The organism is Methylobacterium sp. Leaf456, from assembly GCF_001425465.1.
In the GTDB taxonomy this organism is placed as follows: Bacteria; Pseudomonadota; Alphaproteobacteria; order Rhizobiales; family Beijerinckiaceae; genus Methylobacterium.
Map to the genome: position 1 here is coordinate 355,312 of NZ_LMQV01000001.1, position 13,508 is coordinate 368,819.

Annotated in this window: 7 protein-coding genes; 2 read left to right on the forward strand and 5 right to left on the reverse strand. The window is 69.3% G+C overall.

Translation table 11 applies throughout. The annotated features are described in order from the left end of the window. Positions 1-110: 110 nt before the first annotated feature. The 5 genes from ASG52_RS01555 to ASG52_RS01575 all read right to left on the reverse strand — a co-directional run bounded on the left by ASG52_RS01555 (position 111) and on the right by ASG52_RS01575 (position 11,709). Positions 111-3,488, reverse strand: coding sequence for a maltotransferase domain-containing protein (locus ASG52_RS01555; protein ID WP_056238048.1), 3,378 nt, complete (start codon positions 3,486-3,488; stop codon positions 111-113). A 59-nt stretch (positions 3,489-3,547) separates the two neighbouring features. After that, on the reverse strand, positions 3,548-8,455 hold the full coding sequence (locus ASG52_RS01560) for a malto-oligosyltrehalose synthase (protein ID WP_502691010.1): 4,908 nt from the start codon (positions 8,453-8,455) through the stop codon (positions 3,548-3,550). Positions 8,456-8,466: 11 nt separating this feature from the next. Continuing rightward, positions 8,467-10,272 (reverse strand): malto-oligosyltrehalose trehalohydrolase, encoded by a 1,806-nt coding sequence (gene treZ, locus ASG52_RS01565; protein ID WP_056238057.1) that lies wholly within the window; start codon positions 10,270-10,272, stop codon positions 8,467-8,469. Between the two features lie 243 nt (positions 10,273-10,515). Beyond that, the gene (locus tag ASG52_RS01570) at positions 10,516-10,995 is read right to left on the reverse strand and encodes a DUF2852 domain-containing protein (protein WP_056238059.1); all 480 of its coding nucleotides are present in this window, start codon (positions 10,993-10,995) and stop codon (positions 10,516-10,518) included. Positions 10,996-11,082: 87 nt separating this feature from the next. Further along, positions 11,083-11,709 (reverse strand): TetR/AcrR family transcriptional regulator, encoded by a 627-nt coding sequence (locus ASG52_RS01575; RefSeq protein ID WP_056238065.1) that lies wholly within the window; start codon positions 11,707-11,709, stop codon positions 11,083-11,085. 214 nt (positions 11,710-11,923) lie between these two features. On the opposite strand from ASG52_RS01575, the gene zigA reads away from it, so the two are divergent. Continuing rightward, entirely contained in the window at positions 11,924-13,138 is a 1,215-nt protein-coding gene (gene zigA / locus ASG52_RS01580) for a zinc metallochaperone GTPase ZigA (protein WP_056238067.1), read from the forward strand. After that, positions 13,138-13,431 carry a hypothetical protein gene (locus ASG52_RS01585; protein WP_056238386.1) on the forward strand — a complete coding sequence of 98 codons (294 nt, stop codon included), beginning with the start codon at positions 13,138-13,140 and terminating at the stop codon, positions 13,429-13,431. Before zigA ends, ASG52_RS01585 begins: the two co-directional genes overlap by 1 nt. Positions 13,432-13,508: the final 77 nt, after the last annotated feature.

Here is a 13,508-nt window from a genome sequence, read left to right on the forward strand (position 1 = left end):
GAGTGCGGGGCCGGCCCCCAGGGTGCCGGATTGCGAGCCTGCTGGGCCCGCTTCTTGGCGAGAACGCGACGGAGAGGCCGCGTTCCGCTCGATCTAACAGCGCGGCGGGCTCAGACAACCCGGCGCGGGCGCAGGCGCCAGACGATCGCCGAGCGCTCGGCGGGGTCGAGCGCGATCCGATGACTTTTGCCGTAGAGCTCGAACTTGTAGCCGAGCAGCAGGTCCTCGACCTCGACCGCGCCGTCGTCGGGCAGGCCGAGCAGCCAGAGTGGCACGTCGTAGGTGCATTCCTGGCGGTTCTTCGGGTCGAGGTTGACCATCACGAACACGCAATTGTCCCGCTCGGGCGTGATCTTGGCGTAGGCGATGATGCTGTCGTTGGTCGCGCCGGTGAAGTGGATGTTCCGGAAATCCCACAAGGCCGGGTTGTCGCGCCGGGCTTGGTTGAGCTTGACGATGTGCTCGCGGATGTTGCCGGGGCGGTGGTAGTCCCACGCCTTCAGCTCGTATTTCTCAGAGTCCAGATACTCTTCCTTGCCGGGATACGGCGCGGCTTCGCACATCTCGAAGCCGTTGTAGATGCCGTAGACCGAGGACAGGGTCGCCGCGAGCGTCGCGCGGACGATGAAGCCGGGCCTGCCGCTGGTCTGAAGGTAGTAGGGGTTGATGTCCGGCGTATTCGCAAAAAAGTTGGGGCGGTAGTATTCGCCCATCTCGCCGGCCAGCTCCAGGGCGTACTCGGTGAGTTCCGCCTTCGTGTTGCGCCACGTGAAGTAGGTGTAGCTCTGCTGGTAGCCGGCCTTGGCGAGCTTCTTCATCATCTTCGGCCGGGTGAAGGCCTCGGCGAGGAAGATCGCGTCCGGGTAGGCCGCGTTCACCTCGCGCAGCATCCACTCCCAGAACGGGATCGGCTTGGTGTGCGGGTTGTCGACCCGGAAGATGCGGGCGCCGTGGGCGCACCAGCCGAGCACGATGTCGCGCAGCTCGATCCAGAGCGAGGGTAGCGCGCCGCCGTAGAAGGTGACGTTGGAGATGTCCTCGTACTTCTTCGGCGGGTTCTCGGCGAATTTCAGCGTGCCGTCGGGCCGCCACTCGAACCATTCGGGGTGGTTCTTGATCCACGGGTGATCGGGCGAGCATTGGATCGCGAAGTCGATCGCGACCTCCATGCCGTGGGCGTGGCTCGCCGCTACGAGCTGGCGGAAATCCTCCAGCGTCCCGAGTTCGGGGAGGACCGCCTCGTGGCCGCCCTCCTCCGAGCCGACCGCGTAGACCGAGCCGACATCGCCCTCCAACGCCTTGAGGGTGTTGTTCTTGCCCTTGCGGTTGGTCTTCCCGATCGGGTGGATCGGCGTGAAGTAGAGCACGTCGAAGCCGAGTTCGCGGATTTCCGGCAGGCGCGCGATCACGTCCTTGAAGGTGCCGTGACGGTTCGGATCGCCCGATTGCGAGCGCGGGAAGATCTCGTACCAAGCGGAGAACCGCGCCGCGAGCCGGTCGGCGATGACCGGCACGTTCACCGGATAGCGCGAGGCGTTCACCCGCTCAGCGTTGCGGCGGATCAGGGCGGCGGCGTCGGGCGCCAGGATCTTTTCGAGGATCGCGGGCGATCCCTCGGGCTCGGCGGCGAGCGCGGCGATCAGGGCGGTGAGCCGCTCCTTGTCGCGGCTTTCCGCCAAGTCGGCGGCGATCTGGACGAGTTCAACGCCCTCGATCATCTCCAGCCGCACGTCCACGCCCGCGTCGCGCTTCTTCAGCGTGTCGCGCATCCAGGACGAGAAGCCGTCGCGCCACGCCTCGACGGTGAACTCGTAGCGGGCGTTTTTCTCCAACGGGAAATGGCCGGCCCAGCGGTCGTTGTCGACGAACACCATCGGGTCGCGGCGCCACGCCGCCTCGCCGACGACGCGGGAGAGGATCGCCGCGTCGATGATCTCGTGGCCGTCGGAGAAGATGTCGGCCTCGACCCGCACCTGCTCGCCGACGACGCGCTTGACCGCCGAGCGACCGCCATCGATCTCCGGGCTCACCGCCTCTATGACGACGCGGCTCTTGCCGTCGGGCGTCGTGGCGGGCGGAGGGGCAGCGACCCTGGCGCGCTCGGCCACGAGGATGCGCCACTCGCCGGGTGCCAGGTCGATGCTGGCACCGGGATGGAAGGCGATGGGCTCGGCCTCGGGCGTGCGGTCGAGGAATGTGCCGAGCAGGCCGCCGGTCCGCGCGATCAGCGCGCCGGCCTCGACGGGCGCGGGCGCCTCGCCCGGATTGTAGAGCACCAGCGTCGCCGAATTCGCCGAAGCCGCGTGGCCGGTGTCGGTGCGGAACAGGGCGACGAAGGGCGCATCGGGGGCCGAGAGGCGCATCTGCGCGCCCTCGACATTGGCCGCCGGCACCTCGGCCTTCAGGGCGTTGATAGCGGCGATGGTGCCGGAGATGTCGATGCCGGTCTCGTGCTCGCGGGCGCCGGGATTGGTCTCGACCACGTGGAGGGAGCGGCGATAGCCCCACTCGTAGCCGATCGGCATCAGCACGCCGGCCGAGAAGAAGGCAGCGAGCGCGTAGCGGGCCTTGAGCCGCGCGGCGACTGCCTCCGGCCCGCCGGGGATCTCGGCGGCGAGGCGGGCCATGTCGTGGTTCTCGGGGAAGGCTATGGAGGGGGCCACCACCCGCAGGCGCTCGTACTGCTCCAGGGCCCAGGGCGCCTTGAGGTTCCACCACGCGAAGGAGTTGAACAGGTAGTCGAAGCCCGCGCCCGCCGTCGCCTGCGCCTCCTCGAAGGTGCAGCCGAGCGTCTCGGCGGCGAACAGGGTCTCCGGCTCGCGGCCCTTGGCGGCCTCGATCAGGGCGCGCCAGACCTCCGGCGGCACCTTGTAGGCGGCGTCGCACCGGAAGCCGCGCACGCCGAGACCTTGCAGCTTGGCGATATAGCCGTCGAAGATGCGCGTCAGCTCCGAGCGCGCGTGCTCGGAATGGTAGTCGAGTTCGATCAGGTCGCCCCAGACCGTGCGCTTGGACGGATCGTCCGGGTCGATCGCCGCCGGGCTCACCGGCTTGCCCTCGGCATCGCGCACGAACAGGTCCGGGCGCTCGTGAAATAGGCGAGCGTTGTCGGCGGTGTGGTTGATGACGAGGTCGCTCATCACGCCGATGCCGTGCGCCTCGGCCGCCTTGCAGAAGCGGGCGATCTGCTCGTCGTCGGGCGTCCCGTCGCCGTCGCGGAACCGCTCGTCGAGCCGGTCGAGGTCGGCCACCGCGTAGAGGCTCTTCGAGCCGCCGGTCTGGTGGAACGGGTTGAGATAGATCCAGTCGAAGCCGAGCCCGGCGATCCGCGGCAGCTCCGCGCTCCAGGCCGAGACCGTGCCGACGAGGAGCGGGAACAGGTTGTAGATGCGCGGTCCCTCGGCGCGGGGAGCGAAGGCGGCGGGCAGCGCCACGGTTCCCGCGTCGGTCCGCGTCGCGGGCGTCACGGCGGTGTTCGGTGCGTTCATTCTCGCCTCCGTCTTCTCGCTCGGGCGTGTTGGGGCTGTTCAGTGGACGGGACGGGCCGTCAGGCGGCCCGTCGCAGCACCAGATAGGGCAGAGTCGCGAAGTGCCGACCGAGATCGAGCCGTCCGTCGCCCGCCTCGATTCCTTCGCCGCCGATCACGTCGGTCCAGCGGCTACCCTCGGGGACGGCAAGCGTCGTCCCGGCGAAGGCCTTGCCGTCCCAAGATCCGTCGGGCGTCGACCGGGCGACGAGGCGGGGCACCGCGACGATCAGGTCGTCCTCGCCGGAGGTCGCCGCCGAGCGGGTGAAGGCGATGACGTGCTCGGCCCGTTCCCCTTCCGCCGCCAGCGGCCGGTAATCGGCGTCGGCGTAGAAGGCGGGACGCGCCGCGCGGTCGGTCAGGAGGCGGGCCAGCGTCGCCTGCTTGACCCGTCCGTCGGCCCAGGAGGCCATCAGGTCGGCGGGCGCCCTGCCCTGTTCGAGAGCCTGGGTGCGGGCCTCGTAATCGACCGGACGGCGGTTGTCGGGATCGACGAACGAGAAGTCCCAGAACTCCGTGCCCTGATAGGTGTCGGGGATGCCCGGCAGCGTGCATTTCAGGACTGTGCGCCCCAAACCCGCGATCATGCCGAGATAGGCCAGCCGTCGGGCGAAGGGCCGCAGCCGTGCGAGGCAGTCCGAGCCCGGCTTGACCAGTTCGGCGAACAGCGCGTGGACCGCGTCCTCGTAGGCCTCGTCGACGTTGACCCAACTCGACCGGCGCTTGCCTTCGCGCAGCGCCTTCTCGGCATAGGCGTCGAGGCGCTTGCGGAAGTCCTCGATCTCGTCCGCGTCGTCGCCCTCCAAGAGTTCCAGCGGCCACGCGCCGAGGATGGCTTGCAGGAACATCCACTGGTCGTTGGCGTCGGGCGCGGGCTCACCCTCGACGGAGCGGATGTGCGGGGCGGAGGCGCGCCGCCACGTGTCCCAGGCGCGGGCCCAGTCCTCTGGCAACTCGGAGAGGGCGAGCTGGCGCGAGCGGGCATCCTCGCCGCGTTTGGTGTCGTGCGTGGCCGTGGTGATCATCGCGTTCGGCCAGTCGCGGGCCCGCGCGGCCTGGAGCGCGTGGAAATGCGCGCGATCGATGCCGTACTCACCGGGATCGCCGCCGACCTCGTTGAGCGCCAGCAACTCGACGAAGCGGTAGAACAGCGTGTCTTCCAAGCTTTTGGCCATCACCGGCCCGGTGAGCTGCTGGAACCGGCGACGGTAGCGCAGGACCACGCCCGGATCGGGCTGTCCGGCGCCGCCGACCTCGATCCGGCCGAGAAGCGCGTCGGCGGCGAAGTCGTGGACCGAGCGGTCCGGCAGGGCGCTCCAGCGCTTGGCCTTGCGCACGGCGCCCTCGATCAGCGCGACGTCCTCGTCCTCGATCTCGCTCTCGTCGAGATCGCCCGGCAGGTACGAGCGGTAGACCGGAAAGCGCGCCACGATCTCGATCAGGGCGCGGCGGATGGCGTTGGTGGAGAAGTCGCGGGTGCGCCGGTCGGCGTCGGCGATGAGCTTGAGGTCGCCTGTCATCACCTCGAGTTCCGAGGCGAAGCTGATCTCGAGAATCTCGGCCTTGGCGGCGCGGAACTGGAAGCCGTAGGGCTCGTCTACCTCGGTCGCCCACTGGTAGAATTTTTCGATGCGGGGCTTGAGCGCCTGATCGACCAAGATGCCGTCGAGCTGGTTCAGCACGTCGTAGCCGGTGGTGCCGGCGACGGGCCAGTCGCGCAGCTTCTCGCCCGGTTCGAGGATCTTCTCGACCACGATGTAGAAGCCGGGGCCGACCGCGGCCTGGAGCGCGCGGGCGTAACCCAACGGGTCGGCCAAACCGTCGATGTGGTCGATGCGCAGGCCGTCGATGCGGCCCTCGCGGATCAGGCGGAACAGCAGGTCGTGCGACTTGACGAATACGTCAGACAGCTCGACGCGGAGACCCGCGAGCGAGTTCACGTCGAAGAAGCGGCGGTAGTTGATGTCGCTCGACGCGATCCGCCAATGGGCGAGGCGATAGCTCTGCTGCTCCAGCAGCCGGTGCAGCGGTCCGAAGGAATCGGGATAGTCGCGGTTGCCGTTCAGGAGATGCAGCGCCCGGTCGATCGCCGCCGCGATCTGCGGCGAGGCGCGCACCGCCGCCGCGAGATCGCGCTTCAGGGCTTCGGCCGCCTCCGGCATCGTGCGACGGCGCTCCGGAGAGGTCTCCTCGCCCATGGCGCGCAGCTGCTCGGAGATCTTGAGCACGTCCGCCGACATGTCGTCGCCGATCTCGCCCAAAGCGGCCAGCGCCCGGTTGAGGATCGTCGGGTAGTGCAGCGGGCAGATCGGGAACTGGTGCTCGTAGTGCCAGACGCTGAAGGCGCCCGCCGGCTCGTCGAACCGCAGTTCCAGCGTCCCCTTCTCCAGGGCCTCGCCGTAGCGCTCGCCGAGGAAGGGGATGACGAGCTTGCCGTTGGCGCCGAGCCGCTCCCAGTCGATGTCGTAGGCGTTGGCCTCCGGCGACAGACCGCCCCATTCGAGCACCGAGAGCCACCACGGATTGTCGGCCCCGCCGACGCCCATGTGGTTCGGGACGATGTCGAGCAGGAGCTTCAGCCCGTGCGCGTGCATCGCGTCGGTGAAACTCCGAAAAGCCTCCTCGCCGCCGATCTCCGGGTTGATCTGCGAGTGATCGACGATGTCGTAGCCGTGGGTCGAGCCGGGCCGGGCCCGCTGCAGCGGCGAGGCGTAGACGTGGCTGACGCCGAGCTTTGCGAGGTACGGGACGATCTTCTCGGCGTCTGCGAAGGTGAAGCCCTCGTGGAATTGCAGCCGGTAGGTCGCCCGCGGCGGGGCCGAGCTGAGCCGGGCGGCGCCCGAGCGGGGACCACGCGCTTCCGCCGAGAGCGCCGAGGCGAGCTTGGCGAGCGGTCCGCCGGGGGCGGCGATGTCGGCGAGATCCCGGTCGAGCTTGCGCCGCCAGTTCGGATAGCCCTCGGTCGAGCCCGGCACGTTGGCCTGGGAGAGTTCGCCGACCACGTCCTCGTACTGGACGGCGGTCAGGATCGAGGGGGCGCGGGCGAGGTAGCGGGCGGCGGCCTCCAGCGGCGCGTGCTCCGGCGGTTCGGCGCTCGGCAGGAGTTGCTGCGAGGCCAGTGCCTCGGAGAGGCGCCAGCGCTCTGTGACGCGCTCGGTGCGCTCGGCTTCCGCCCGCTCGGCGTCGTAGAGGCCGAGGGACTGGCGCGTGTCGGTGTCCACGCCGCGCCACCAGCCGACGAAGGTCGGCAGGTCGTGGGTGGTGATCGCGGTGAGCGCGTCCTTGGGGTAGGCGTCCGGGCTCTTGAAGGCGCCGCCGGACTCCCGCTCGAAGGCCAGGATACGGTAGCTGAGGATGCCGGACGCCATCAGGGCGTCGGAGAAGCCCTCGGGCGCGGTGCCGAGATCCTCGGCGATGACGAGGCACTTGGCGCGGTGGCTCTCCAGCCGCAGCACCGCCAGCATCGGCTCGAACGGCATCGCCACGTAGGCGCCCTCGCGCGCCGACTTTCCGAGCGGGATCAGGAACAGCCGGGCGAGCTGGAAGGCGTGGTCGATGCGGATCGCGCCCGCATGGCGCATGTTGGCCTTCACCAGCGCGCGGAAGGCCTTGAGCCCGTCGCGCTCCATCTCCAGCGGATCGAAGGCGGGCAGGCCCCAATCCTGGCCCTTGGGGGCGAGGAGGTCCGGCGGCGCGCCGATGGAGACGCCGTTGGCGAAGCGCTCGGGGTGCGACCAGATCTCCGAGCCGCCGCGATCCGCGCCGACGGCGAGATCGCGGTAGAGCCCGAGGCGCATGCCGGTCTCCAGCGCGATCTCGGACGAGGCCTTGAGCTGGCTGTCGGCGAGGTATTGCAGGAAGACGTGGTAGCCGATGCGGTTGGCGTGCTCCCGCGCGAAGGCTCGGACGGCCTCCGTCCCCGCACGGCGAAATTCTTCTGGCCAGTCGCCGAGCCAGTGGGCGCCCTGCTGGCGGAAGTGCTCGGACAGTGCGTCGAAAGTCGCGTGCGATTCGAGATTCTCGCCGCCCTCCTCGCGGAAGACCGCGAAGGCGGCCTCCTCGCCGCGACGGGCCGCGGAGTCGTCCCAATAGGCCTCGAGGACCGGGGACAGCACCTCCCAGACGCCGGCGTGATCGACGAGCGCGGTGTCGCGCAGGGCCTCGATGCGGGCGCGGTGGGTTTCCAGAATTTTTGCCGCGCGGCTCTCCGCGAAGCCCGGCAGGGCGCCGGGCTCGATGTAGAGCGTTTCGAGAAATAGCCGCGAGGACGGCGAGTAGGGCGAAATCTTCGTGCGGTCGCTCGGAAACAGGGCGTGGGCCGGGCTGAGGCCCAGGAACGAGGCGCCGCGCAGGCCGGCGTCGCGGGCGGCGCGGCCGGCATCCGTATAGGTGCCGATGCCGAGATTGTCCGGCGAGCGCAGGCCGTAGAGTTGGGTCGCGAGGCCCCAATCACGGGCGCCGTCCTCGGCATAGGCGCGTGGGCGCCAGCAGCGCTGCGGCGCCGACACGATCCAGGTGTTGGCCTTGGTTTCACCGAAGGTCACGGTGAGCCGGTGATAGCCCGGCGTCAGCGGCGGCAGGTCGAAGCCGGCGCCGTCGGCGCCGGGCGTCAGCGCCGCGCGGCCCTCGCGGGCGCGGTCGTGCTCGTCCACGAGCCGCCATGCCACGGTACCGGACGTTTCTTGTGTCCGCAGCGGCACGCGCAAGCCGCGGCGCGCTTCCGCCGCCAGCAGGGGCGGGGCGATGGCCCCGCGCACCGCTTCGACAACGTCCAGGCTGCGGGCGATCTGCGCCTGGTCGCCGGCCGGGAAGCCGAGGGCTTCCAGCATCCCGCGGCGGGCCTCCAACGGGGTATCGACCCGCTGGCCGAAAGCGTCGGTGAAGCCGTCGGCGATGCCGACGAGGGAAGCGAGGGTTTCGAGAGTCACGTCGCGTCCGCTCACTTCACGTCACCGAGGAGAAACAGGCCGCCCCAGGCGCCGAGCTGGCCGCTCTGGCGCGAATAGCCCTGCGACCAGATCATCTGACCGTTGGAGACATCCACCGCGTGGTCGTCGTCCCCGAAATTGGCGACGAAGCGCAGCGACCCGCCTTCGTAGCGCCACGTCACGTCGATTACCTCCTGCGCCGGCAGCGCGGTCGTCGCGCCGCGATAGGCGGTCTTGGTCAACGGCACGACGTTCTGGTGGCGGATCTGGAGCAGGTTGCGGGTGTCAGCCCAGACGGCGCGGTGCGGCTCGCGCTCGGCCTCGTCCCAGTCGACTTTTGAGTCCGTAAAGGTCTTTTCCTCCGTCGGATCGGGAATGACGGAGGTGTCGTCGGCAAAGGCGGAAAAACTCTTGAACTCGCGGCGGCGTCCCTCGCGCACCGCCTTGTTCAGTTCCTCGTCCGGCGCGAAGTCGACGAAGAACAGGAACGGCGCGGAGGCCGACCATTCCTCGCCCATCCACAGCATCGGGATCTGCGGCGCGAGCAATAGTCCGGCCCGCGCCAGCGCCAGCTTGCCTGGGTCGGCGAGATGGCTCAGCCGCTCGCCGAGCGCCCGGTTGCCGACCTGATCGTGGTTCTGGAGGAAGGTGACGAAGGCGGACGGCGGCAGATGCCCCGAGGGCTCGCCGCGTGGGTGGTTGTCGAGCGTCGGGAACGGCTCGCCCTGATAGGCGAAGCCCTCGGCGAGGCTGCGGGCGAGATGCTCGACCGGCCTGTCGGCGAAGCTCGCGTAGTAGCCGGCCTCCTCGCCCGTCAGCAGCACGTGCCAGCCGTGGTGGAGGTCGTCGGCCCATTGCGCGGTGTGGAGGATCGGCTGGGCCGACCCGTCGCGCTCCAGCCAGGAGGCTTGGTTCGCCTCGTTCTCGAGGATCAGGTGGACGTGCCGGTCGGGGAAATTCTTCCGGATGGTCTCGGCCAGCTCGGCCAGGAAATGCTTTTCGGAATCGTCGAGGATGGCGTGGACGGCATCGAAGCGGATGCCGTCGAAATGGTATTCCTCCAGCCAGTAGAGCGCGTTCTCGATGAAGTAGTCGCGGACGACGCGGCCGGATTCCTTGCCGTCGAAGTTGATGCCGGCGCCCCAGGGCGTCTGGTGGCGCTCGGTGAAGAAGGTCTTGGCGTAGGAATGCAGGTAATTCCCTGCCGGGCCGAAGTGGTTGTAGACGCAATCGATCAACACCATCAGGCCCTTGGCATGGGCTTTGTCGATCAGGCGCTTCAACTCCTCCGGGCGTCCGTAGGCGGCGTCCGGCGCATAGGGCAGCACGCCGTCGTAGCCCCAGTTGCGGGTGCCCTTGAAGTCGGCCAGCGGCAGCAACTCGATCGCCGTGATGCCGAGGTCGATCAGGTCGTCCAGACGCTTCTCCAGGCCGGCATAGGTGCCCTCCGGTGTGGCCGCGCCGACATGCACCTCGTAGACGACGGCCTCCTCCCAAGGGCGGCCCTTCCATTCGCCGTCGCTCCAGTCGAAGGCGGCGGGGTCGATCACCTCGGAGAGGCCCGACACGTCGTCCGGCTGGAAGCGGGAGGCGGGGTCCGGCACCACGAGATCGCCGTCGATCCGGAATCCGTAGCGGGCGCCGGCCTCGACGCCGGGCACGGTGACTACGCGCCAGCCCTCGCCGGCCTCGGGGATCGGATGATCCGTCCCGTCGATCACCAGGGTCACGTCGTCGGCGGTGGGGGCCCAGAGGGCGAACCGCACTCCGTCCTCGGCTGCTTCGCTGCCGAACCGCATCGTATGGGCGCGCCGCATCAGGCCACCGCTCTCCGCTGAAGGTCAAAGGTCGTTCAGCCCGGCGGGCGTGTCCTCGGTCTCACAAGGCGCCGCGCCCCAGCTTGTTCCTCGATGCGGGAGTTATGGCGGTCCCGGTCCGCGACAACCATGCGCCGCAGAGGAATCGCTGCACTGCACGCGAAATCCTCCGAACGGAAAAAGGGCGCCCCGCCGTTGCCGGCGGGACGCCCTCGCTGCGATCGCGATGTCCGCGTGGGCGGATTACGCCTGGACGGTCGGGCCGCCGCCTTCCGAACGGCGCTTGGCCATGAAGGCGTCGAACTGCTCGCGGTCCTTGGCCCGCTTCAGCTCCTCGACGAAGTCGGCGAAGGCCTGGCTCTCTTCCTGAAGCGCCCGGCGGCGGGCCTCCAGGCGCTCCAGCTCGGCCCGGCGATACTCCTCGAAGGCCCAGTTGCCACTGGCGGCGGGGCCGAAGCCGGCATTGCCTTTGGCGGCTTCAAAAGCGCGGGCGAAGCGCGACTGGCCGTTGGTGCTGCCGAAACTCCAAGAGCCGGAGCGGGCGAATTCGCGCATCTGGTCGAGCGCCGGATAGCCGGCGATCTTCCAGGCCACGTAGGCGACCGCGACGGGCCAGACGTAGATGAAGCTCACGACGATGGCGCCGATCTCGATCGAGCGCTTCGGGAAGGGACCGCTGCGCGACGCGCCGCAGGACCAGGGAGAGGTAGAGGACGTGTTCACGGCTGAGGGCTCCGGGGTGTGAATGTGAACAACATTCACATGCGGAGCCGCCGAGGCGGTTTCAAGGGCGTGACACGGAGAAGACGTTCAGGGCGCCGGTTTCGACCTTTCGCCGGCTCCGTGGACGAGGGCCAGCACGCCGGCGCGTAAGAGTTCGTACTTGTCCGGCCCGCTCTTCGGAAGTTGGCCGGAGGCCGAGAGCGTGGCGATGCCGTGCGACAGCGCCCAGACTTCGAGCGCCAGGAAGCGCGGATCGACGCCGTTGAAGCCCTCGGGGAAGGTCGCGTTCAGCGCCTCCACCAACAGGTCGAACGGGTTGGGTCGGTCGGGCGCAGGCGCCGGGGCGGCGGCCCCTCGCACCTCGAAGATCGCAGCATAGTAGCCGGGCTCTTCCTCGGCGAAGGCGAGATAGGCCTCGCCCATGCGGGTGAAGCGCTCCAGCGGCGTGCCGCGGCCGGTCAGCGCCCGCGCCAGCCTCTCGGCGAGGTCGGAAAAGCCGCGTCCGGCGACCTCTTCGAGCAAGGCCTCACGCCCGCGGAAATGGCGGTAGAGGGCGGCGGGCGTCACGCCGACGAGGCGGGCCGCATCGACCAGGGTGAAGCCGCCTATGCCGCGCTCGGCGATGAAGCGGCGCGCGGCCTCGATCAGCGCCTCCTTGAGGTTGCCGTGGTGATAGTTGCGCCGGTCGCCCGGTCCCTCGCGCCAGGGTCGCACCCCTCAACTCCTCGCTCCGGCGGCCAATCATGCCGCTCATCGGTGACGCGCGAGCCGGCCCCCGGGTTCGGCGCGGTCACGCGAAAGCGCCTTTTCTCGCGAGTCGTGCGACGAGTCGACCGCTTTGCGCCGCATGCCCCGCCTTCTTCCACGAGCGAGGCTTGACGGGAGCCGGAAATGCAACGTTATAAAGTTACAAATCTAAGGAGCCTTGATGCCGACCGACTCCCGCCTCCCCGTCACCGTGCTGTCCGGCTTCCTTGGCGCAGGCAAGACGACGGTGCTCAACCACGTGCTCAACAATCGCGAGGGCCGCCGCGTCGCGGTGATCGTCAACGACATGAGCGAGGTGAACATCGACGCCGACCTGTTGCGGGCCGGGGGGGCCGATCTCTCCCGCACCGACGAGCGGCTGGTGGAGATGACCAACGGCTGCATCTGTTGCACACTGCGCGACGACCTCCTCGCCGAGGTGCGCCGCCTCGCGACTGAGCGCCGGTTCGACTACCTCCTGATCGAGGGCACCGGCATCGCCGAGCCGCTGCCCGTCGCCTCCACCTTCTCGTTCCGCGACGAGGCCGGCCACGCGCTTGCCGACGTCGCCCGGCTCGACACGATGGTCACCGTGGTCGATGCCGTGAACCTCCTGAAGGATTACGGCTCCAACGAATTCCTGAAGGATCGCGGCGAGACCGCCGGCGCCGAGGACACCCGCACCCTGGTCGATCTGCTGGTGGAGCAGATCGAGTTCGCCGACGTGGTGGTGATCAACAAGGCCGGCGACGTGAGCGCCGAACAGCTCGACCTCGTCCGTTCGGTGGTGCGAGGCTTGAATGCCGACGCCCGCATCGTCGAGGCCTCGCACGGGCGCGTGCCGTCGGAAAAGATCCTCGAGACCGGCCTGTTCGACGAGGCGAAGGCGCAGGAGCACCCGCTCTGGTTCAAAGAACTCTACGGCGCCCACGCGCACGTGCCGGAGACCGAGGAATACGGGGTCAGATCCTTCGTCTACCGGGCGCGCCGGCCGTTCGACCCTCAGAAATTTCAGGCCTTCGTGAACGCGACGTGGCCGGGGCTCATTCGCGCCAAGGGCCATTTCTGGCTCGCCACCCGACCCGACTGGGTCGGCGAGTTCTCGCTGGCCGGCGCGGTGGCGCATGTCGGCGCCATGGGCTTCTGGTGGGCGGCGGTGCCACGCCGCCGCTGGCCCGAGGAAGAAGTGTTCCGCGAGCGGCTGCACGCGGTCTGGAGCGAGACCTGGGGCGACCGGCGGCAGGAACTCGTCTTCATCGGCCGCGATATGGACCGGGCGGCGATTCAAGCCGCCCTCGACGCCTGCCTCGTCGGCGCGGAGGAAGCGCGTTTCGAGCCGGAGGCTTACCGCCACCTGCCCGATCCATTCCCGGAATGGCGCCGGGCGGCGGCCTGATGGGCTTCATCACCCTCCGCGACTGGCGCGCCCGCTCCGCGGCCCTGGCGCAGAGCGCGGCACGCGCCAAGGCGCTGATCGCCCTGGCGCTCGGGCTGACCGAGGACGACGCGCTCTCGGTCAACGAGATCGTCTGCCACGATCCCGCCTGCCCCGGTGCCGAGACGGTGGTGCTGGTGATGCGCGCGGGCGAGCCGACGCGGGCGCTCCGCCTCCCCTGCGGGCTCGACGCGGTGACGGACGCCGACGGCGCGGCGCTCGCGGTGGAGGAGGCGGCCCTGCGCGGCGTTTGAGAGCCGGCTTTCATCATTCCGTCGTGACGGTCGTGGGAGTAGGCCTAGGGATAAATCCACAGCCCCGGCCCGAGACC